This is a genomic window from Trinickia terrae (assembly GCF_005144415.1).
Classification (GTDB): Bacteria; Pseudomonadota; Gammaproteobacteria; order Burkholderiales; family Burkholderiaceae; genus Trinickia_A; species Trinickia_A terrae.
This window is the reverse complement of record NZ_SWJE01000024.1, coordinates 37,735-58,488: the sequence shown is the minus strand read 5'-3', so window position 1 is coordinate 58,488 and position 20,754 is coordinate 37,735. Positions and strand designations below refer to the sequence as shown.

The 20,754-nt window shown below is 64.3% G+C and carries 22 protein-coding genes and 4 pseudogenes; 12 read left to right on the top strand and 14 right to left on the bottom strand.

Features of this window, described 5'->3' with window-relative positions:
* Positions 1-18: 18 nt before the first annotated feature.
* The 4 genes from FAZ69_RS30765 to FAZ69_RS30750 all read right to left on the bottom strand — a co-directional run bounded on the left by FAZ69_RS30765 (position 19) and on the right by FAZ69_RS30750 (position 3,092).
* On the bottom strand, positions 19-612 hold the full coding sequence (locus FAZ69_RS30765; protein WP_136898868.1) for a malonic semialdehyde reductase: 594 nt from the start codon (positions 610-612) through the stop codon (positions 19-21).
* A 50-nt stretch (positions 613-662) separates the two neighbouring features.
* Positions 663-1,211 carry a cupin domain-containing protein gene (locus tag FAZ69_RS30760; protein WP_136898867.1) on the bottom strand — a complete coding sequence of 183 codons (549 nt, stop codon included), beginning with the start codon at positions 1,209-1,211 and terminating at the stop codon, positions 663-665.
* 92 nt (positions 1,212-1,303) lie between these two features.
* Complete coding sequence (locus tag FAZ69_RS30755; RefSeq protein WP_136898866.1) at positions 1,304-2,413, bottom strand: alcohol dehydrogenase catalytic domain-containing protein; 1,110 nt, start codon at positions 2,411-2,413, stop codon at positions 1,304-1,306.
* A gap of 97 nt (positions 2,414-2,510) precedes the next feature.
* Positions 2,511-3,092 carry an amino acid synthesis family protein gene (locus FAZ69_RS30750; RefSeq protein WP_136898865.1) on the bottom strand — a complete coding sequence of 194 codons (582 nt, stop codon included), beginning with the start codon at positions 3,090-3,092 and terminating at the stop codon, positions 2,511-2,513.
* Positions 3,093-3,220: 128 nt separating this feature from the next.
* On the opposite strand from FAZ69_RS30750, the gene FAZ69_RS30745 reads away from it, so the two are divergent.
* The 5 genes and pseudogenes from FAZ69_RS30745 to FAZ69_RS30725 all read left to right on the top strand — a co-directional run bounded on the left by FAZ69_RS30745 (position 3,221) and on the right by FAZ69_RS30725 (position 7,646).
* Positions 3,221-4,075, top strand: coding sequence for a fumarylacetoacetate hydrolase family protein (locus tag FAZ69_RS30745; protein WP_136898864.1), 855 nt, complete (start codon positions 3,221-3,223; stop codon positions 4,073-4,075).
* 88 nt (positions 4,076-4,163) lie between these two features.
* The gene (locus FAZ69_RS30740; protein WP_136898863.1) at positions 4,164-4,727 is read left to right on the top strand and encodes a VOC family protein; all 564 of its coding nucleotides are present in this window, start codon (positions 4,164-4,166) and stop codon (positions 4,725-4,727) included.
* Positions 4,728-4,819: 92 nt separating this feature from the next.
* Positions 4,820-5,133, top strand: a pseudogene (locus FAZ69_RS30735) (aldehyde dehydrogenase family protein); the annotation flags it as partial.
* Positions 5,134-5,172: 39 nt separating this feature from the next.
* Positions 5,173-6,792: a bifunctional 3-(3-hydroxy-phenyl)propionate/3-hydroxycinnamic acid hydroxylase gene (locus FAZ69_RS30730; RefSeq protein ID WP_136898862.1), complete on the top strand. Its 1,620-nt coding sequence runs from the start codon at positions 5,173-5,175 to the stop codon at positions 6,790-6,792.
* Positions 6,793-6,944: 152 nt separating this feature from the next.
* The gene (locus FAZ69_RS30725; protein ID WP_136898918.1) at positions 6,945-7,646 is read left to right on the top strand and encodes a GntR family transcriptional regulator; all 702 of its coding nucleotides are present in this window, start codon (positions 6,945-6,947) and stop codon (positions 7,644-7,646) included.
* 96 nt (positions 7,647-7,742) lie between these two features.
* Here FAZ69_RS30725 and FAZ69_RS30720 read toward each other — a convergent pair whose 3' ends face one another.
* The 3 genes from FAZ69_RS30720 to FAZ69_RS30710 all read right to left on the bottom strand — a co-directional run bounded on the left by FAZ69_RS30720 (position 7,743) and on the right by FAZ69_RS30710 (position 10,309).
* Complete coding sequence (locus FAZ69_RS30720; protein WP_136898861.1) at positions 7,743-8,873, bottom strand: porin; 1,131 nt, start codon at positions 8,871-8,873, stop codon at positions 7,743-7,745.
* 363 nt (positions 8,874-9,236) lie between these two features.
* Positions 9,237-9,467 (bottom strand): hypothetical protein, encoded by a 231-nt coding sequence (locus FAZ69_RS30715; RefSeq protein WP_136898860.1) that lies wholly within the window; start codon positions 9,465-9,467, stop codon positions 9,237-9,239.
* A 209-nt stretch (positions 9,468-9,676) separates the two neighbouring features.
* The gene (locus FAZ69_RS30710) at positions 9,677-10,309 is read right to left on the bottom strand and encodes a LysE/ArgO family amino acid transporter (protein ID WP_136898859.1); all 633 of its coding nucleotides are present in this window, start codon (positions 10,307-10,309) and stop codon (positions 9,677-9,679) included.
* A gap of 100 nt (positions 10,310-10,409) precedes the next feature.
* On the opposite strand from FAZ69_RS30710, the gene FAZ69_RS30705 reads away from it, so the two are divergent.
* Entirely contained in the window at positions 10,410-11,303 is an 894-nt protein-coding gene (locus FAZ69_RS30705; RefSeq protein WP_136898858.1) for a LysR family transcriptional regulator ArgP, read from the top strand.
* 15 nt (positions 11,304-11,318) lie between these two features.
* On the opposite strand, the gene FAZ69_RS30700 is transcribed toward FAZ69_RS30705, so the two are convergent.
* The 4 genes and pseudogenes from FAZ69_RS30700 to FAZ69_RS30685 all read right to left on the bottom strand — a co-directional run bounded on the left by FAZ69_RS30700 (position 11,319) and on the right by FAZ69_RS30685 (position 15,083).
* Complete coding sequence (locus FAZ69_RS30700; protein ID WP_136898857.1) at positions 11,319-12,134, bottom strand: DUF72 domain-containing protein; 816 nt, start codon at positions 12,132-12,134, stop codon at positions 11,319-11,321.
* Between the two features lie 66 nt (positions 12,135-12,200).
* Positions 12,201-12,998: a fumarate/nitrate reduction transcriptional regulator Fnr gene (gene fnr, locus FAZ69_RS30695; RefSeq protein WP_136898856.1), complete on the bottom strand. Its 798-nt coding sequence runs from the start codon at positions 12,996-12,998 to the stop codon at positions 12,201-12,203.
* A 149-nt stretch (positions 12,999-13,147) separates the two neighbouring features.
* Positions 13,148-13,619: pseudogene (locus FAZ69_RS30690) on the bottom strand (universal stress protein).
* 114 nt (positions 13,620-13,733) lie between these two features.
* Positions 13,734-15,083 carry an MFS transporter gene (locus tag FAZ69_RS30685; protein WP_136898855.1) on the bottom strand — a complete coding sequence of 450 codons (1,350 nt, stop codon included), beginning with the start codon at positions 15,081-15,083 and terminating at the stop codon, positions 13,734-13,736.
* A gap of 261 nt (positions 15,084-15,344) precedes the next feature.
* Here FAZ69_RS30685 and FAZ69_RS30680 point away from each other — a divergent pair, with 261 nt between their 5' ends.
* The 4 genes and pseudogenes from FAZ69_RS30680 to FAZ69_RS30665 all read left to right on the top strand — a co-directional run.
* The gene (locus FAZ69_RS30680) at positions 15,345-16,283 is read left to right on the top strand and encodes an SMP-30/gluconolactonase/LRE family protein (protein ID WP_136898854.1); all 939 of its coding nucleotides are present in this window, start codon (positions 15,345-15,347) and stop codon (positions 16,281-16,283) included.
* Positions 16,284-16,288: 5 nt separating this feature from the next.
* Positions 16,289-16,567: a helix-turn-helix domain-containing protein gene (locus FAZ69_RS30675; RefSeq protein ID WP_136898916.1), complete on the top strand. Its 279-nt coding sequence runs from the start codon at positions 16,289-16,291 to the stop codon at positions 16,565-16,567.
* Positions 16,568-16,634: 67 nt separating this feature from the next.
* Positions 16,635-16,931: pseudogene (locus FAZ69_RS30670) on the top strand (AraC family ligand binding domain-containing protein); the annotation flags it as partial.
* Positions 16,932-17,151: 220 nt separating this feature from the next.
* Positions 17,152-17,304: pseudogene (locus tag FAZ69_RS30665) on the top strand (DUF1427 family protein); the annotation flags it as partial.
* A gap of 87 nt (positions 17,305-17,391) precedes the next feature.
* On the opposite strand, the gene FAZ69_RS30660 reads toward FAZ69_RS30665, so the two are convergent.
* Together FAZ69_RS30660 and FAZ69_RS30655 are read right to left on the bottom strand one after the other, a co-directional pair.
* Positions 17,392-17,994 carry a short chain dehydrogenase gene (locus tag FAZ69_RS30660; protein ID WP_136898853.1) on the bottom strand — a complete coding sequence of 201 codons (603 nt, stop codon included), beginning with the start codon at positions 17,992-17,994 and terminating at the stop codon, positions 17,392-17,394.
* 113 nt (positions 17,995-18,107) lie between these two features.
* Positions 18,108-18,554 (bottom strand): DUF3005 domain-containing protein, encoded by a 447-nt coding sequence (locus FAZ69_RS30655; protein WP_136898852.1) that lies wholly within the window; start codon positions 18,552-18,554, stop codon positions 18,108-18,110.
* 269 nt (positions 18,555-18,823) lie between these two features.
* On the opposite strand from FAZ69_RS30655, the gene FAZ69_RS30650 reads away from it, so the two are divergent.
* Both FAZ69_RS30650 and epsC read left to right on the top strand, forming a co-directional pair.
* Entirely contained in the window at positions 18,824-19,057 is a 234-nt protein-coding gene (locus tag FAZ69_RS30650; RefSeq protein ID WP_136898851.1) for a hypothetical protein, read from the top strand.
* A 149-nt stretch (positions 19,058-19,206) separates the two neighbouring features.
* Positions 19,207-20,133, top strand: a complete 927-nt coding sequence (gene epsC, locus FAZ69_RS30645) for a serine O-acetyltransferase EpsC (RefSeq protein WP_136898850.1) — start codon at positions 19,207-19,209, stop codon at positions 20,131-20,133.
* 121 nt (positions 20,134-20,254) lie between these two features.
* On the opposite strand, the gene FAZ69_RS30640 is transcribed toward epsC, so the two are convergent.
* Complete coding sequence (locus FAZ69_RS30640) at positions 20,255-20,743, bottom strand: hypothetical protein (RefSeq protein WP_136898849.1); 489 nt, start codon at positions 20,741-20,743, stop codon at positions 20,255-20,257.
* Positions 20,744-20,754: the final 11 nt, after the last annotated feature.

Below are 20,754 nucleotides of genomic sequence, written 5' to 3'. Positions count from 1 at the left end.
GAGTCCGGGACAGCGCAACTAGATGACCCGGCAAGCCTCGTCGAACGCCAGTCGCGGACTGCGCGGAAACAGCCCGCGCGGATCGCCATATCCGAGGCAGCAGAGGAAATTCACGCGCAGCGGCGTGCCGTCGAAAAACAGCGTGTTCACCGCTTCGGCGTTGAACCCCGAAAGGGGGCCGCAATCGAGTCCGAGCGTGCGGGCCGCCAGGATGAAATAGCCGCCTTGCAGCGAGCTGTTGCGAAAGCCCGTTTCTTCGGCGAGTTTCGGCTGGTCGTGAAAGAGCTTGCCGCTCTCGGGCCGATGGGGAAACAGTTGAGGCAGCCGGTCGTAGAAGCGCGTGTCCTGAGCGACGATGGCGACGACTGGCGCCGTACGCACTTTCGCTACGTTGCCGGGCGATACCGCCTCGAGCAGCCTTTCGCGCGCGTGCGGCGAACGGACGAAAACGAGGCGCATCGGCGAGCAGTTCATGCTCGTGGGGCCCCATTTCGTCAGGTCGTAGAGTTCCCGAAGAACGATATCGGACACCGGCTTGTCGAGCCAGGCGTTCTGGCTGCGGGCGTCCGTGAAAAGCTGGCGTCGGGCTTCGCTGGCGAGCGGCTCTGCCATTGCAGTGTTCCTCCATGAGCATTCTGGTGTAGAGCGCGTCGTGCTTGTCCTCACCCTCGAGACGTTCGAGACGCCCCGACCATGAAGAACGCAACCGTGGCCGGCGCATCGCTCTTGTTGCGCCACGCGTGACGGGTGCCGTTTTGTACGACGACGTCGGTTGCGCGCAGCAGCGTTTCCCGCCCGTTGTCGAGATCGAGCCAGATCTCGCCGGAAAGCACGATGGCGTAGTCGACCGTATCAGTGGTGTGCATGCCGGGGTGGTCCGGCTCGAACGTTTGCGCGAGGTCGGGCATGACGGCCATGTACTCGGCGCCCGCCGCCGCCGCGTCGAACTGCGGCGTGGCGAGCTCGCAATCGGGCACGAACGTCACGATCAGCATGCCCGTTCCCCCCGCGGGCGGGATCAATCCGGGCGCTTGCGCCGTCGGATCGGAAGACGGGGACGGCAGCGAAGGCGATGGCGGCGTGGCCCAGACGTGCGCGAACGCATGTCCGGGAATCGATTGGAACGCGACGGTCCTGGGCGTCGGCCCATCGGAGAGGAAGACGGAATTCCCTTCGCTGTCGCGGCCGGTGACGAGGCGCCTGATTAACATGGCTTGTCTCCTGAAAGAGTAGGAATGGACGGCGCTGCAGCGAGCCGCCGCTGCCCGCATGCCGTCAGCGGCGGCTGCCTGCGCGGATCGAGTCACGGGCAGATCACGTAATTGCTGAAGCCGCCGTTGCGGTTTTCGGTCCCGCCGATCGCGACGTTCACATCCTCGAGCTTGTAGATGCAGTGCTCGAAGACAGAGAGATCGACCACGCCCGATTCCACCATATCAGCCATCTCCTGGCCCTGGCCCGCGGTGAACCATGCCGATCCGCTGAAGCGCTGGTCGTTGTCCATCATGTAGTGCAGGTTGATGGGAACGTCGCCGGCGATGGCGCCGATGTTGATCAGATGGCCGCCGCGGCGCAGCGTCTTCAGTGTATCCCGCAGCGTTTCGTGCGGCGCACCGGGACCGAGCGCGTCGATGACTGCATCGATGCCTTCTCCCTTCGTCACTTCCTGGGCCCATTCGGCGACCGGCCGCTCGTCGAGCGCCATCACTTCGATGCGCTCCGGCGCGATCGCCTTCACGCGCTGCAGCAGCTCCTTGTTGCGCGCCGTCCCCAGGATCTTCTTCGCGCCCATCGCGAGGCCGAACAGCGCGACGCCGATTCCCAGCGTGCCGCTGATGCCGCTGACGAGAATGGTGCTGCTCGGGCCAACCTCCGCCTTGAGCAAGGCGCGATAGGCGGTGCCCAGGTAGCCGAAGCGGGCGGCGGTCTCGTGGCTCAGGTTGTCGGGAATCTTGACGAGGCTGTATTGCGGGGCGGTCATGTACTCGCACAGGCCGCCGTACGGATAGTCGTCGAAGATCGCCTGCGAACGCTGGCTGAACCCGAAATAGCCGTTGAACGTGTAATACGGGCAGGCCGTCGTATCGCCGGAGCGGCAGGCCCGGCATCCGCCGCAATAGCGCGCCGGGTTGACGTAGACCCGGTCGCCTGGCCGGAAAGCGTGCACCTGGCTGCCGACTTCCTCGATCACGCCGGTCGCGTCCAGGCCGAAGATCGCCGGCAGCTTCGGCAGCGGCAGGTGCGGAAACCACTTTTGCCAATTGCTCAATACGTTGCCGAGGTTGGGGACGATGCCGCACGCCTTGACCTTGACCAGCACGTCGGCCGGCCGCGGCGACGGCGCCGGGATCTCCTCGATCACCATCGGCTGGCCTACTTCATGCATGCGTGCGGCCCGCATCATCTTCGTCATGTCTGTCTCCTTGTCTGTCTGTGAGTTGTCGATCTGATAGTTATTCTAAATGCATGATGTGAATTTTTGTGCGTAAAAATAAATTCGGCGGCGAAGGCTATCGCAGGCCGTCGAGGCCTTTGATCTCCGAGGCCGCAAGCCCGCCGAGCCGGGCGTGGACACGGCCGCCCGTCGCCATGCACAGGGCGAACGCGATTTCGTTGCGCCTGGGGCCATCCCAGACCGTGACCTCACAGGTGCCGTAGTGGCTGCGGACGTAGGAAGCCTGAATGTGGCCGAGCGGAACCATGAGGCGGGTGCCGACGCCGCCGATCGTCTTGGCTGACGGCACCATCGCCTTCGGTGCGCCCAGCGTCTCCCGCATCGCCCATCCGCCGGCTTCGTGCCAGACGGCGCCGTGCTCGAGCTCGCCGTCTTCGCCGACGATGGCGCCCTTTCCGTAAGCCTGGACCTGATCGGCGCCGCCCAATTGCGCTACGAGGCGCGACGAGAGTTCGGCCCCCAGCGCGCGAAGCTCGCTCATGAATGGCAGCAGATCCGGCTCGTATCGGCCCGCGTAGGGGTTGGCGACGACGGTTGTCGCCACGGCGATCCGCAACGGCTCCTGCAGGAGCGGGCCGCCTTCGTGCCAGATTTCTTCGAAGTCCAGCTTGACCTTCCTCACATTGACTAACGACATCTTGATGCTCCACGGAGAGTGTTCGGACTTGCCGTGCGCAAGGCATCCATCCCGCACGGACGCTTGCATTATATCTATTGCGATGTAATATGCACAAAAACATGTTTTGTGCTCTGTATGGAGGAAGGATGAAACTGGTCTCATATCGTCGTGATGGCAAACCGGGGTTCGGCGCCGTGGCAGGGGAGGCGGTCGTCGATTTGTCTGCGCGTTTGCCGGGTGTCGCCGATCTGGCGTCGCTCGTCGCCGACGCAGCGGCGCTGGCGCAAGCCAGGCAGATCGTGGCGGGCAGCAGCGGGGATTGCCCATTGGCGCAGGTCGAGCTCGCGCCCGTGATTCCGCGCCCGGGCAAGATCATCTGTGTCGGTATCAACTATGTCGCGCACGCGGCGGAGGCGGGGCGCACGGTCGGGGAATACCCGGTGATTTTCCAGCGCTACGCCCAGACGATGGTGGCGCATGGGGCACCACTGATCCGCCCGGCCGTGTCCGGCCATTTCGATTTCGAAGCGGAACTGGCGGTGGTCATCGGCAAGGGCGGAGCGCACATCGCGCCCGAGAACGCGATGCAGCACGTTGCCGGCTATACATGCTTCAACGATGCGAGTGTGCGCGACTGGCAATTCCATACGCATCAGTACGGCATGGGCAAGAACTTCCGCGGCACCGGCGCGCTCGGGCCGTGGCTCGTGACGGCCGACGAAATTCCCGATTACCGCGAGCTCACGGTTCAGGGGCTGCTCAATGGGGAGAGCATGCAGAAGGGCAAGCTCTCCGATCTGGCATTCGATATTCCCGCGCTGATTGCCTACGTGTCGCGCGCGCTCGATTGGCAACCCGGCGATATTTTGGCGACGGGGACGCCGAGCGGAATCGGCTTCAAGCGTCAGCCGCCTGTTTTCCTGCAGCCGGGCGATACGTTCGAGGTGGTCATCCCGGGCGTTGGGACGTTGTCCAACCCGGTCGTGAATGAAGAAGCTTGAGCAACATCGGATAAAGGAGCGCTGCGGGCCTGGAGTCAGTGCTAAAGCACTGACTCCAGGCAACCACAGCATGGGATAGGAGACAGTCATGGCAGCCCTGCCAAAGATTCAATTCACACACTGCGGGATCTTCTGCAGCGATCTGGAAATGATGGTCGACTTCTATCGCAAGTCGCTCGGTTTCGTAGTGAGCGACAAAGGCGTAGCGTCGACGGGACACCGCCTGTACTTCATGACACAGGACCCGGAGATTCACCATCAGCTCGTCCTGTTCGACGGCAAGCCGACGGATCTGCCGTTCAATCCGGTGAACCAGTTGTCCTTCCTGCTCGACTCGCTGGCCGACTTGCAGGACTATTACCGGCGCGCCAAGCGAGCCGGCGTGCAAGGCCTCGATCAGGTCGACCATGGCAACGCGTGGTCGATGTACTTCAAAGATCCCGAGGGCAATCCGCTCGAGCTGTACGTCGATAGCCCCTACTTCACCGCCCAGCCGTGCCGCGAACCATTGAATCTTGATCTTCCGGCCGAGGAGATCCTTCAGCGGACGGAAGCCATGTGCCGCCGGCGGCCGGGGTTCCTGTCGCGCGAAGACTGGATTCAGGAGATGCGTGCACGGATCGCCGCGCAGCGCACCGCGTTCGACGTTTGATCGCACATGGCGCAGGAGGATGATCGTCGATGAAGTGCGATCTGATTGGCGGGGAGTGGCGCGCGGGCGCGTCGTCTCGCCGGAACATCAATCCGTCTTTCGGGCCGGTCGCCTGTGCGATTCCGGTGAGCAGCTACGAGGAAGCGCTCGAAGTCGCCAACGACAGCGAGTTCGGGCTTTCGGCCGGCATCTGCACGACTTCGCTCAATATGCCGCGCATTTCAAGCGGCACGTGCGCTGCGGGATGGCGATGGTCAACGTGCCGACGGCGGGCGTCGACTACCACGCGCCGTTCGGCGGCACGAAGGCATCGAGCTTCGGTCCGCGCGAGCAGGGGACCTATGCCGCGGAGTTTTTTACCACCGTGAAGACCGCGTATACGAAAGCGTACGGCGAATGCGCATGAGGCTTGTCCGGCGGGATCGAATTCGAAAATGGAGGAGATGTGGACTTTGATTTGGTGATTGCGGGCATGGGGCCGGTCGGGGCCGTGGCCGCCAATTTGGCCGGCCAGCTGGGGCTGCGCACGCTGGTCGTGGATAAATCCGTGTCGATCTACGACAAGCCGCGTGCAATGGGCTTCGACCACGAGGTCATGCGAATTCTCGACAACCTGGGCATCGCAGAGAAGATCGCGCCTTACGTCATGCCGTATCGGCCCTCGGAATACCGGACTACCGATGCGCGCGTGATTCGCCGCATCGACGCGGCGCGACCGCCGTTCCTGCTCGGTTGGGCCCCCAACTACGTGTTCATGCAACCGCAGCTCGAGGGTGCGCTGCGCGAGAACGTCGGCCGCTACGCTTCGGTGACCGTCGAGCTCGGCGCCGAAGTCACGGCAGTGCTTTCCGGCGAGGATGACGCTTCGGTGAGCGTTGTCGATGCCTCGGGGGCCGAACGCACCTACCGTTGCGGGCATGTGCTCGCATGCGATGGCGGCACGAGTCCGATCCGTACGCGTCTCGGGCTCGACATGGACGACCTCGACTTCGACGAGCCGTGGCTCGTCGTCGACGTGATCCTCAAGGAGGGCTGCGGCGAGAATCTCCCGGCGACCAACGTGCAGTATTGCGAAGTGGCGCGGCCGTCCACGTTCGTGGTCGGGCCGGGGCGCGTGCGCCGCTGGGAGTTCATGATCGATCCGGACGAGACGCCGGCGGAAGTGGCGCAGCCCGAATTCGTCCGCAAGCTGTTGTCGCGCTGGCTCGCGCCCGGCGAGTACGAGCTCTGGCGCGCTTCCACCTATCGCTTTCACGCATTGCTGCTGCGCTCGTGGCGGGCCAGCAGGGTCTTTTTCCTGGGGGATGCGGCGCACATGACGCCGCCTTTTCTCGCGCAGGGCATGTGCCAAGGCATTCGCGACGCGGCCAACCTGCTATGGAAGCTCGCCATGGTCAAGCACGGCGCTGCCGCGCCGGCCTTGCTCGACACCTACCAGGCCGAACGCGCGCCGCACGTCAGGCAGACCACGCTGGTCACGAAGAGCTTGGGGAAATTGATCTGCGAGCGGGATGCTGTCGCGGCCGGCGAGCGAGACGAGCGGCTGCTCGCGGAGATGGCCGCCAATCCCAAAGGGACCGTTCGACAGTCCCTGATCCCGGGATTGAACGCAGGCTTCCTGTCCGCTTCCCGGCACGGTCCGCGGGGCATGTTGTTTCCTCAGCCCTGCGTCAAGGCGGCGAGCGGCGAAGAACGGCTGCTCGACGATTTCACGGGCATGGTGTTCAGAGTGGCGATCCGCATGGACGCCGATACGAATCTCGCAGCCGTGGCGCAAGCGATCAGGGAATGCGCCGAATTGCGGCATGTCCCGGTCAAGCTGGTCTTGATCGGGTCGGATGCGCTCGATGCCGATGCGCCGGCGTATGCCTATCAGGATGTCACCGGTGTGCTGGTCGAATGGATGAAGGGTCACGGCTGTGCAGTCGTGATCGCCCGGCCCGATCACTACGTGTACGGTGGTTGCGAGAAGGTGGAAGAGGCGGGTGCGCTTGTGCGGGAGCTTGCGTTGGCGCTTCATGCGGGCAGCCAGCTCGATTGCGAGGCTCACGCCGACGGGACGTGACCACGTTTCGCGAATTGGCGCTTCGCAAAGCAACCGGTCGCGGCGCGCAGCGGCGTTTCCGCGCACCGGTTGCCGAATCATTCGATTCTTGCATGGAATCCATCTTTGCGCATAAAATTGGCGCGTTGACAATCCGTCCCGGTACCCATGCCATGGACTCCACGCCTGCCTCGAACAACAGCAATAGCCCGCTCATCGATGTCGCCTTCGCGCGGATGAAGACCTCGATCATCCGTTGCGAACTCGCGCCGGGAACCCGCCTGAAAGTCGAAAGCCTCTCCAAAGCCTACGGGCTCAGCAGCTCACCGATTCGCGAGGCGCTGAACCGGCTGGCGCAGGACGGCATCGTGAAAGCCACGGAAAATCGCGGCTTCTGGGTCGCCCCCATCACGGCCGACGACTTCAAGGACATTACACGCCTGCGCGTGCTGCTCGAGCACGAAGCGCTGATGGATTCGATCGAGCACGGCGGCGAGGACTGGGAAGTCGCGGTCCTGACCGCGTTTCACCGCTTGAGCCTTGCCGAGAAGAAGCTCGGTCCCGGCCCGGTCGCGCTGGACGACGACTGGTCGGAGCGGCACCGGGCCTACCATATGGCGTTGTTATCCGCCACGCCGAGTGCGTTGCTGTCGAGCATGGCCGGTTCGCTGTTCGATCGTGCCGAGCGCTATCGCCGCTATTCGGCGCTGCATCGGACACAGGAGCGCCACAAGGGCAGCGAGCATGAGGCCTTGATGAAAGCGGCCATCGGCCGGGAAAAAGAAAAGGCGGGCCGCCTGCTGCGCAAACATATCGAAGGGACGTTGTCGCGCGTGGTCTCCGCGCTCGAGCAGCAGCTCGCCGCCGTTCAATGATTCTCCGCCGCGGCCGGCGGCGGTGAGGTTCTCACGCCGCAGGTGCGCCCCGCATGCCACGCTCGACGTGAGCTTGCGCCCACGTCGAGCCGCCTCTCAGAACATCGTTTGCATGCCGATCCGCCCGATGAGCTGCGAGCGTCCGCTCGAAGCATCGAACGTCCCGTTGATGACGGCGTTTGCACCGGCGTTGGTCAGCTGATAGACAGATTCCAGATACACCGAGGTCCGCTTCGAAAGCGTGTATCTGGCCACAGCCGTCAACTGGTGAGCGTGGTTGCTGTCGACCGCCGCATTGCCCCACATATACGTATAGGCCAGGCTCGCGGAAACAGCCGGAGTGAACTGATAGAGGGCGCCGGCTTCTGCCGCATTCACGGCGGCACCATTCATCGTATTGCGCGTGTTGGTGAAGAGGGCGGTCAACAATAGCTTGTCGCCGTGGTATCGCGCGCCCAGGCCGAAGTTGCGGATGCTGTCGCCCAGCAGGGACGCATAGCGGACGTCGGTATAGGCGGCGCCGAAGGCGTAAGGCCCGAAGCTATAGCTGGTTCCGAAGCTATAGGCGCTGTTCTGCCGGAAATCGCCGGCCGTTCCGCCGAACGCGTACATGCCCCCTAACCGGAAGCCGCCGATGAGCGGACTCGTGTACTTCATCGCGTTGTTCAAGGGGGTATCGCCGTTCATGCGGTCGAAGTCATACGCCTCGTCGGGCGGTGAGCCCGGGACGCCGAGCTTGCCGAACGGGCCGTCGCGAAACGCATAGAACCCTCCGCCGTACATGGCCATGTCCGCGCCGACGTCGCGGAAGAGCGTATCGACCATGAAGTCGTATTGTCGGCCGAGCGTGAGTTGCCCGTACCGGTCGTTCTCCAGGCCGAGCCACGCATTGCGCGCGAAGAACCCGGTCCCTGTTCCGCTGCCGTTGGTGGCATTCGCGACGATATTGCCCTGGAGCGTGAACTGGGAAATCAACTGGAAGATGGCGTGCGTGCCATTGCCCAAGTCTTCGCTTCCCTTGAAGCCCAGCAGATCCGGGAAGGCGATGCCGTCGTCCAGTTTCCACGCGGCATGGCCGCTCTCGTTGCTGACGTAGGAAACCCCGGCATCAAGCAGCCCCCATAGTGTGACGCTGCTTTGCGCATGGGCTCCCGGAATGGCCCCGAGCGTTGCAGCAGCAATCGCGAACACGGTCAAAGCACTTCTCTTCACCTTCTCCTCCTCCATGGAATGGACCGCCCGAGCATGCCGTCGTCGAGCGCGTGCATGCCGTCGATCTCTATGTTTGAAAACAATTTATATGCACAAAAAAATTAATGTGCACAAATTGTAGCGAGAGGAGCGGTGAGGGTGACTCGGTGTTTACGCTTCCTTGCGGAGCAGCATGTGCTGACTGGCGTCGTCGATGGTGTCCTAGCGCAGCTTGCGCGTGTCGAAGATCGGGCGTGCGGGCGAAGCACGACAGCCCGCAGAAAGCGGGCTGTTGCGACGATCATTGAAGGGCGAATGGACCGTGGAGCGTCTGCTTGAACGGGGAGCTTCGTTCAGGCTTGAAAGGCGGAATCGGCGGCGCAGCGTCGGCGCGACGCGCTATTGGGACGCGGACACCCTGGCCACGGTGACCGGTTGGGATGAACGGATGACGGCGCCTGCCGCCTGATCGTGTTGGCTGGCACCGTGCGTGACGGCGCCTTCGGCCTGGTCATGCTGGCCGGCGCCGTGCGTAGTGACGCTTTCTTTCAGGATCGCGCACATGACGATCAGCAGCACGATTGCGATCGTGCACAGGATGCCGTAGCCGAGGATTCTCAAGTACCCCATTCTGTCCTCTACTCATATGTTCGTTCGGACAAGGACGATTCAGGCGGCATTTAGCTAGCATGCCTGTCCGATGCGAAGCAGAAAATGCCGCGTTGCAGGTATATACCATGTGCGCGTGACATGCAAATGCAGCTTCGCGCGAGCCGGGGCGGCGAGCAGAAAAGACGGGGAACGAGACGTGGCGCAGCCGAGCGCCGCGCGACAGAAACTCAGCGCAATTGCGCCGCGGCGAGCAGCAGCACCATGCTGCCGATTGCGCCGTCGAGCACGCGCCAGGCGCTCGCGCGGCGGAACAAGGGCGCGAGCAGGCGTGCGCCGTAGCCGAGACCGACGAACCACAGCGGGCTGATCGACATCGCGCCGAGCGCGAACGCCATGCGCGCGCCTTCGGGCTCGCGGGCGCCGGCCGTGCCGATCAGCAGGAACACGTCGAGGTACACGTGCGGATTGAGCCATGTGAACGCGAGCGTCATCAGGATCACCGGCCACGCGCGTTGCGCGGCGGGCGCGCCTGCTTTTCCATCCGCTTGCGCACCGGCATCCATCACGGCATGCCCCGGACGCAACGCGCGGCGCAGTGCGCCGATGCCGAACCACGCGAGATAGGCGAGGCCCGCATACAACACCGCGTGAATGAAGAGCGGATACCGTTCGGCCAGCACGGACGCACCGCCCACCCCCGCCGCGATCAGCACGAGATCCGACAGCGTGCACAACAGCACGATCTTGCCAACGTGCGAGCGCATGATGCCCTGGCGCAGCACGAAGGCGTTTTGTGCGCCGATGGTGACGATGAGCGACGCGCACAGCGCCGCGCCGTGTGAATAAGCGGTCCAGTTCATTGGGAGGATCCGGGTGGACGGGAGGAGCGAACGGGGCTAGTCTGCGTGTTTTGTGTACATAAGAAAAGCTAACAAAGCTAATGCCAATTAAGGAACGCTAATGCTTGACTATGCCTTGCTCGACGCGCTGGCCGCCGTCATCCGCTACGGTTCGTTCGACCGCGCCGCGAGCGCGCTGAACGTTACGCCGTCCGCGATCTCGCAGCGCGTGAAGCTGCTCGAGGAGCGCGTCGGCAGCGTGCTCGTGAAGCGCGGCCAGCCTTGCGTCGCGACCACGTCGGGCGCGCTGCTGTGCCGCCATACGGAGCGCGTGAAGCTGCTCGAGGCGGAGCTGACGGGGCAGGTGCCGTCGCTGCCGGGGCTGCTCGCCGAGTCTTGGCCGACGCTGCGTGTCGCGGTCAACGACGACAGCGTCGGCACGTGGTTCGTCGACGCCGTCGCGCCGTTCTGCGTCGAACGGCAGACGTTGCTCGATCTCGTCATCGACGACCAGGACCATACCGCGCAGCGGATTCGTGACGGCAGCGTGCAGGGCGCGGTCACGACCCAGGCCGAGCCGGTGCAGGGCTGCCGCTCGACGCGCCTCGGCCGGATGCGCTATCTGGCCATCGCGTCGCCGTCGTACTTTGCGCGCTACTTCGCGGACGGCGTCAACCGCGATTCGCTGCGGCGCGCACCGTGCGTCGTGTTCAACCCGAAGGACGCGTTGCAGACGCGCTTCATGCGGCGTATCACGCGCGCGGAAGTCGATCCGCCGCTGCATTGGATTCCGCATGTCGGCGGTTTCCTGCGCGCGGCGATGAGCGGGATGGGGTGGGGGATGTGCCCGGTGCCGATGATCGCCGCGCATCTCGAGGCGGGCGAGTTGGTCGACATCGCGCCGGGCAAGTATCTCGATGTCGACCTGTATTGGCAGAGCTGGCGGCTTTCGATCGGCTGGCTCGACGATTTCGGCTCGGAGCTGAAGAAACGGGCGGGGGCGTTTCTCGACTGAGGCGTGCGCGGCCGGCTACTCGGCTTGCGAAAGCCGCTCGATGATCGCCATCCCCGCAGCCGGATTGCGCACCTTGAAGCCGCTGATCACATAGAGATAGACATCGCGCTTGCTCGCCTTGCGGGGCGCACCGGCCACGGTTTCGAGCCCGTCCGGCGAGCCGCCTGCCGCCCACTGCCGCGCGCGCTCCGCCCAGAGATCGAGCGCTGCGCCGGAATAGCCCTGCGCTTCGGTTTCGGCGGTGCCCATGATGCGCGCATAGACAAACGGCGCGGTGAGATCGGCGATCTGCGGATACTGCGAATCACCGGCGATGACGACGGCCACCTCGTGACGCCGGGCGAGCGCGATGAAATCGGGATGCTTGAAGCTGTCGTGACGCACTTCCACCGCATGCCGCACCGATTGGCCTTCGACCTCCCGCGGCAACAGCTCGAGAAAGGCCGCGAAATCGTCGGCGTCGAATTGCTTGGTCGTGGCGAACTGCCAGTTGATCGGCCCGAGCTTTTGCTTGAGCCGCATGACGCCGCTTGCGAAGAACCGCTCGATCGATTCGCCGGCTTCGGCAAGCACGCGGCGATGCGTGGCGAAACGCGGCGCCTTGAGTGAGAAGACGAAATTCTCAGGCGTCTCGTCGTGCCACTTGGCGAAGCTGTCGGGGCGCTGCGAGCCGTAGAAGGTGCCGTTGATCTCGATCGATGTGAGCTGGCGGCTTGCGTATTCGAGTTCGCGCTTTTGCGTGAGATCCGGCGGGTAGAACGTGCCGCGCCAGGGTTCGTAGGTCCAGCCGCCGATGCCGACGCGAATGTCGTGCTTTTTGCGAGGTGCCATGGTTGATCCGTTTGTCCAGGGGGAGCCAAACGGGTCAACTCTAGCAAATGGAATGACGGCCCGGATTTACATATTGCGGAGCGCGGGGAAATCCGTAATCCGGATCAGCTTGCCTTCCAATTCGATAACGCCGCGCTTCTGGAAGCGCGACAGCATGCGGCTCACGGTTTCGAGCGTCATGCCGAGATAGCTGCCCATTTCCTCGCGCGTCATGCGCAGGTGGAATTCGCTCGGCGAATAGCCGCGCCGGGCGTGGCGTTCCGAAACATCGAGCAGGAAGGTGGCGACGCGTTCCTCAGCGTTCAGCGAGCCGAGCAGCATCATCTGCGACGTTTCGCGGACGATCTGCTCGCCCATCAGCTTGTGCAGGCGATGCTGCATCGCGCTGGTTTCGCGGCAGAGGGTTTTGAGGGCGTCGTAGGGAATGATGCAGACAGAGCTGTCTTCCAGTGCCACGGCGTTGCAGGTGTGGGTGTCTTCGCTGATGCCGTCGAGGCCCAGCGCTTCGCCGGCGAGATGGATGCCGGTGACCTGCTCGCGGCCGTCGCGATGCGTGAGCACCGTCTTCAGCGACCCGGAGCGCACTGCGTAGATATTGCTGAACGGCTCGCCCGAGCGGTACAGCGTGGAGCCGCGCTTGACGGTTTGCGCCGTGCAGATGAGCGCTTCGAGCTTCGGCATTTCGTCGGCCGCGAGGCCTTGCGGCATGCACAGGTGGCGCATCGCGCAGCTCGAGCAGTGGGCGGCCTGGCGCAGGGCGGTGGCCGGGCGGGCGCTCGTGCGGTTGAGCGGAATGAGCTTGCCGGCCGGGGTGCGTAACGGAGCTGCGGGGGCGGATGAGGGGGTGACGGTAGGGGTAAGCATGATAGGTGGAAACGATGTCGTATGCGATGAAGATATTGTCCCACCTCAAACCGCGCGCATTTTGTGACATAACGCCGCGCCAGACTGATACGGATGCTTGCGCGGCGTCATGACACAGAAAGCGAGATGCGTATATAGGGCGCGAGTACTTATTCCAATTCGCGCGGCGGCACTCCGGTGGGAATCAGCAGTACCGGCAACGCGGATTGACGCACACAGTGCTCGGCGATGCTGCCCATGACCAGCCGATGGACGCCGCGGCGTCCGTGCGTGCCCATTACGAGCAGGTCGGCTTCGAACGTGGCGGCGGCCTGCAGGACGCGCACCGCGACGTCCTCGATCGTGCTGGCCTCGCCTGTCGTCACGTCGCCGTCGACGCCCGCGTCGCGGATCGCCTGGGAGAACTCCTCAGCGAGGGCGGCGGCTTCCTCGCTGAGCTTGCCGCGCAGCGCCGACGGATCGTAGCTGGGCACGTGGTAATACAGCGCCGGGTCTTCGATCGCGTGGAACGCGCGCAGCGCGGCCCGGTTCGACTTGGCGAGATCGAGCGCCCGCCGTGGCGAACGCGCGGCGGGACGTACTGCTGCCGTCAATGGCAACGAGAATGCGTTTGTACGCCATGGCTCCCGATGGTTGAGTGGCGAATCCGCCGCGCTCGATTGCTGAAGGCGGCAATTTTGGGGAAAGCTTAAACGAATAGTATGAGGATTGGGTTCGCCACGTTGCCAGCGGGATTTATCGACCGGTTCCGATTCCCAGCGCCGCCCCGGTATTCCGCCGCGCGGTGCGCATGATCAACAGCGCCGCGCACGACAGCACGCCTGCAACGGCGATGGTCGCGAACACGCCTGAAAACGTGAAATGACGGCGCGTCAGCTCGGCGACGAGGAACGAGCCCGCAATTCCGCCGAAGCGCCCGACCCCGAGCATCCAGGCCACCCCCGTGCCGCGTCCCTCGGTCGGATAGAACGCGGCGGCAAGGGCGGGCATCGACGACTGCGCGGTATTCATCAGCACGCCGGCAAGGAACACGATGACGACGAGCGCGCCGACGTTGCCGGCTGCCTGCCCGATGCAGTACACGCTCACGGCGGTGAGCGCATAGCACGCGGCGATGATGCGATTGGCGTTGAAGCGGTCCATCAGCACGCCGCTCAGCACGGCGCCGATGCCTCCGAGCGGAAACAGCGCCGAGATCAGCGTTGCGGTCCGCGGGCTCAGCCCGGCATCTTTCAGCAAGAGCGGCATCCAGTTGATCGACGCGTAGAAAATCACGAGACCCATGAAGTAGGCGATCCACAGCATCACCGAGCCCACGATGTAAGGACCCGAGAGCACGACGCCAAGCCCCTTGCCGCCCGTTTGCAGCGCGGTCTCGGTCATGGCGAAGGAGCCCGCGTTCGCGGCGTCGCGCGAGATCCGCGAGAGCGTCGCGCGAATCCGCTCGACAGGGCGACCGTTCGCCACCATGAAGCGCACCGATTCAGGCATTTTGGCCAGCACCAGGATGCCGAGCAGCAGCGGCGTGGCGCCGCCGAGCATCAGCACGCTGCGCCAGCCGAAATGCGGAATCAGCCACGCTGCGAGAAAGCCGCCGCACGCCGCGCCTAGCGGAAAGCCGCAGAACATCAGGTTGATCGTCGTCGCGCGGCGGCGATCCGGGCAAAACTCGCCCATCATCGTGACCGCATTCGGCATGGCCGCACCGAGACCGACGCCCGTGATGAAACGCAGGACCGTCAGCTCGCCGACGCTCGATGAAAACGCCGAGGCGAGGCAGGCAACGCCGAACAGAACCACCGCGCCGAGCAATAGCAGCCGGCGTCCGAGGCGGTCGGACAACGGCCCCGACCCGAGCGCCCCGCACGCGAGGCCGAACAACGCGGCGCTGAGCACCGGAGCGAGATCGGGCTTGGTCAGATGCCATTCGTTGAGCAAGGACGGCGCGATGAAGCCGATCGCCGCCGTGTCGAAACCGTCCAGCAGGACGATGACGAAACACATGAAGAAGATGAGCCACTGAAAGCCGCCGAACGGCTGCTCATTGATGAAAGACTGGATGTCGATAACGGATTGGCGGTTCATCGCCGGTCTCCTCTGTCAGAAATTTGTCGTGCGCCGCTCATGGAGGGGCGGTGATTGTCCCGGCATGCGCCGGGTGCGGGCTGCTTTATTTAATTATCGTAAATGGGTCGCATCGACCGAAACAACACAGGATTCTAGATAGCGTCTATCGAAATTGCGAATAGTGGGGATCGGCAGCGAACCCATGATCGGCCCCCTGCATTCGACGGCAGGCAGTCAACGTGCGAAGATCGACGCCTGCAACTCACGACAAGACCTGCCATGACAGACACCCCCCGCCGTTATCCCGACCCCGCCGTCCGAGCGCTCGATCCGCGCTTCAATTCATTGCGTCTCGCCCTGGCATCGGTCGAATGCCTGTATCAAGGCACGCGGTGGTCGGAGGGGCCCGTGTGGTTCGGCGATGGGCGTTACTTGCTGTGGAGCGACATCCCGAACAACCGGATGCTGCGCTGGGACGAAGCGACCGGCGCGGTCAGCGAATTCCGCAAGCCGTCGAACAACGCGAACGGCAATACGCGCGACCGCGAGGGGCGCCTCGTGACTTGCGAGCACCTGACGCGCCGCGTGACGCGCACCGAGTACGACGGCTCGATCACCGTGCTCGCCGACCACTACCAGGGCAAGCGCCTGAACTCGCCGAACGACGTGATCGTGAAATCGGACGGCTCGATCTGGTTCAGCGATCCGGCCTTCGGCATCAACGGCTTCTATGAAGGGGAAAAGCAGGAATCCGAATTGACTCCGTGCGTCTATCGCATCGACGGGCACACGGGTGAACTGTCGATCGTCGCCGACGATTTCGCGGGGCCCAACGGGCTCGCGTTTTCGCCCGACGAATCGATCCTCTACATCGTCGAATCGCGCTCCGAGCCGCGCACGATCCGCGCATTCGACGTATCGCCGGACGGCAAGTCCATCAAGAACGGACGCGTGCTGATCGACGCCGGACCCGGCACCCCGGACGGGTTTTGCGTCGATATCCACGGCAACCTCTGGTGCGGCTGGGGCATGGGCACCGACGAGCTCGACGGCGTGCGCGTCTTCACGCCGGAGGGCGACGCGATCGGCCATATCGCGCTGCCCGAGCGCTGTGCGAACCTCTGTTTCGGCGGACGCCATCGCAACCGTCTCTTCATGGCGGCGAGCCACGGGCTCTATTCGCTGTTCGTCAACACACAAGGCGTCAAGGGCGGGTGAGCAGGATGACGAGCGGCAGCCACGACGACAGCGGCGAACTCGACCCCGGCATGGCCGCGCTGCTGGCGCAATTGCACGAGGCATCGCGGGCCGCGGGCGCGAAGGCGTGGTCGCTCGCGAAGCTGAGCAAGCGCTCGGCGTTGCCGATGAGCACGCTGCGCCGCTTGCTCGTGCAGCTTCAGGCGGCCGGCCTTGTCAAGATGACCATCGACGACGACGGCACGGGCAGCGCCGTGCTGACGGACGAAGGCCGTCATCTCTGCGCCGCTTTGTTCGGCGGATGATGTGACGCTGGGAAATACCCACGTTCCCAAGCCTGTGATTAGTGTGAACAGGCCATAGGCCCCCGCCATGCCCAAAGCCGCGCCCCCCGACCTTCACGATGCCCCAGGACGGGGGCGCGCGCTCGCCCGGCGCTATCCGTGCGGGCTGCATATCGAGCCGCACTCGCACGATTGGACGCAGGTGCTCTACGCGATGTTCGGCGTGATGTGGGTCGAGACCGGACGGGAAGCGCTGCTCGTGCCGCCGCAGCGGGCCGTCTGGCTGCCGGCGGGCACGGTGCATTCGATCCGCATGATGAGCGCCGTCGAGATGCGCAACGTCTACCTGCGTGCGCCGTATGTCCGGCACCTGAGCCGGCAATGCGAGGTCTTCGAGATCAACGGCCTGTTGCGCGAGCTGATCACGACGATCGCGGAGCACGAGCAGGAACGCGGCCAGGGCTATCTCGACGCCGCTTACCGGATGGTCGTCCTGGAGCTCGAGCACGCACCGCGTGGAGTTCGACCTGATCGACTTTTACCACAACGAAACGCAGCTCTTCGGCGCGGACAGCGCGAAGCTCGGCGTCGCCGAATCTGCGCGCCTGATTTCGCTGGCGCTCGGCTTGCTGGTGGGCGCGATCTATGGCTTGTTCGGCGTGCGCTCGCCCGCCCCGCCGACCGTCGCGCTCGTCGGCCTGTTCGGCGTGCTGGGCGGCGAGCAATTGATTCCGCTCGCGCGGACGCTGCTGGAGCGCGTCGCGGGGTGACGCCGGCACGGCGCCGCCGGGCACGCGAGCATGCCCGCCCGCGCACCCGGCATCGTTCATACGATGTCCGAACGATCAGTAGCCGACGTGATACACGCGCCCCGTCTGCGCACCTTCGACGCTGCGGCAATACGCCTGCGCCGCGCGTTGTGCCGTGACCGGCTCGAAGCCGCGGAAATACGAGCCGTACACGCCCATCGATTCCGCGAGTACCGTCGGGCTCACGAGATTGATCCGCAGACCGCGCGGCAACTCGATCGCAGCGCCGCGCACGAAGCCTTCGAGCGCGAGATTGACCGTCGTCGCGTTGACGCCTTCGCGGATCGGCTCGTACCCCACAATGCCGCTCGTGAGCGTAAACGACCCGCCGTCGTTCACGTGATGCTGCGCGGCGAGCACGACGTTCACCTGCCCCATGAGCTTGTCGCGCAGGCCGATCCAGAACTGATCGGCGGTCATCTCCTGGAACGGCCCGAAGTGGAGCTTGCCGATGGTGGTCACGACGGCGTCGACTTTGCCGACTTCGTGAAACAGCCGCTCGACGCTCGGCAGATTCGTCACGTCGACGTGATAGTCGCCGTGCGTCGCGCCGACTTCGATCACTTGATGGCGGGTCTTGAGTTCGGCCGAAACGGCGCGCCCGAGCGTGCCGCTGGCGCCAATCACAACGATCTTCATATGCGAGTCCCGAAGGCGAATGGTTGAAGGCTTCGATTATCGGCACAACCCGCGCGGCGAAAAACCCGCGTAGGGGACCAGGTCCTGAAACCAGCGGTTTCGAATCGGGGCGCTCAAGGCGACGGCATGTTCTTCGCGCAAATCTCGAAGACGCGCGTGGCGCGCAGGTGCCGCAGCTCCCATTCCCAATCGATGTCGTTCGGCGCCCGGCGCATGCGGCCGTGAATCTGCAAGTAGGGGATTTGCGTCAGCTGCACGCCCTTGTCGATCACGGCGTAGCCGGGCTTGAGCGCGAGCAGCACCTTGCTGCCGCCGACGCGGCTGTCGAAGCCCGCGAAGCCGTCGTTTGCCTCGGGCACGCTGTTGTCGAGCGTCGCGTCGGAGCACGTCACTTCGTCGGGGGAGATCGGCTCGCCGTTCGCGAGCCGCATGGCTTCGCGATTCTTGCCGTCGGTATCGACGGTGCTGTCGTGCGTCGCGTCGTTGCTCAACTCGGCGCTGCGCGGGCGCCGCATTGCCGGACCGAGCGGGCCGGCCGTGCTGTCGGTTGTCGCGTTCATGACGATTCCCCTGCAAAAGCAATCAATGAATGCGCTGCAAAAGCCGTTCCGCCGCTCAGTGACGAGGGTTCGCGCACTGGAACTTTCAAGAATGGTTAGGGTGCGATTTTTTTTCGTAGAACACGAACTTCGTACAGAGTATGATCCTCTCCTCGGAGTCCGCACGCCATCATTACATGGTCGCCCTGCGTGCCTTTCGGAGCGCGGCGAACCCACCAATTGTGCGTGCGGCTCGAATAATCCAGCAGGGCACTCAGGGCAGGTGACTCATGCATTTCGACGCTGCATTCACGCATCGCGGCTACTTGTTGAACTGCGCGCCGGCGCGCTCGGGCGACGGCACCTACCAACCGTATGTCGTGATCTCGCGTTCGAGCGACGGGGAGCTCGTTGCCAACCGTTTTTTCCCGAATGAGCTCCGTTTCACCGACGAAGCCTCCGCGATTGCGCATGCGCGCGACTGGGCCGTGCGCTGGATCGATGCGAGCAGCATGACGGTCTGAAAGCCTCTGCCGCGGTGCGTGTGTGCGCGCGATGCCGTTGAACCCGGCAGCATGTGCGTGCGGCCCTCGAGCGCGAATGAGGCGAAAAAGCGGTAATCTTTGGGGACATTTCACTCATCGGCCGCGAACCGCGCGGTGGCCGCTTCATCATGTCGAATTCGTCGTCCCACAACTGGGGCCTTGAGCAGATCGTCGCCGAATTGCGCGCGTCGCGCGAACAACTGCATCGCACGCGCCATCCGCGCGGCATCCGCGAATTGCCGTCTCGCGATGCGATCTGCGGCATCGTCACCGGCCTGCGCGCCGCGCTGTTTCCCACCCACTACGGCGCCCCCGACCTGACCGACGAGAGTGTCGACTATTACGTCGGGCACACGCTCGAAAGCGCGTTGCGGCTGCTCGCCGAGCAGATCCGCCGCGCACTGCGTTTCCTGCCCGAGCATGCCGACACGCCTCCCGACGAATTGAAAGCGAAGGCGTTTGCCATCGCGTGCGAATTCGGCGCGCAGTTGCCGAAGATTCGCGAGCTGCTCGTCAGCGATATTCAAGCGGCCTATGCAGGCGATCCGGCCGCGCAGCACATCACCGAAATCCTGCTCTGCTATCCCGGCGTGCTGGCGATGACGCATCACCGGCTCGCGCATGCGCTGCACCGGCTCGGCGTGCCGCTGCTCGCGCGTTTCATCAACGAGATCGCGCACTCGGCGACCGGCATCGACATCCACCCCGGTGCGCAAATTGGCCCGAGCTTCTTCATCGACCACGGCACGGGGGTCGTGATTGGCGAGACGGCGATCATCGGCGAGCGCGTGCGTCTCTACCAGGCGGTGACGCTTGGCGCGAAGAGCTTCCCGGCGGACGGCGACGGCGCGCTCGTGAAGGGCAACGCGCGGCACCCGGTGGTCGAGGACGACGTTGTGATCTACGCGGGCGCGACGATTCTCGGGCGCGTGACGATCGGGCGCGGCTCGGTGATCGGCGGCAACGTCTGGCTCACGCACAGCGTGCCGCCAGGCAGCAGTGTGTCGCAAGGCAAGATCCGCGAAGGCGATCGCCGCGACGAAGCGAAGCCCTGACGCGGGCTTGAATCTCCCGCCGCCCCCCCCTCCAGAAGCGCCCGCCGACCGCAGGCGGGCGCACGTCCTGACCCGCCCTTCCCTCGCTGCTTCGCCGGTCAGCCCGGCATTTAAGATCCCACTACGACCGTAGGCGGATCTGTAATTTTTGAAATGAAACGGTAGCCTGGTTGTAAAAACATGGCGATTCGTTGCAATGCCTATCGCGAATAGCCGGGCATTTGCCGAAGTCAATGTCAACCGTCTGATCAAAGCCCGGTTTCAGCACCGACATGTCCACCATCTCAACGACATCCAACCCTGCCAACTCTGCTGCCGGAGCGACCGCCGCCGCCGGCAGCGCTGTCAAGCAAGCCGCGCAATCGCTCATCAGCGGTTCGGCGAACTCGAGCATGGACGTCAATTCGCTGGTGACCGCGGCCGTCATCAACGGTGCGGACGGCGCGCACCTCGTGTTGAATTCGTCGTCGACGGGTCTTGAGAACGGCATCGCGGTGACGTCGGATTCGGCCGACCTGCGGAAGCTGAAGGTCACGACCACTGCATCGACGGCGACGGCCACGACCACGACGCCCGCCACGACCACCATCTCGGGCGCATCGCTGGACAAGCATCTGAGCT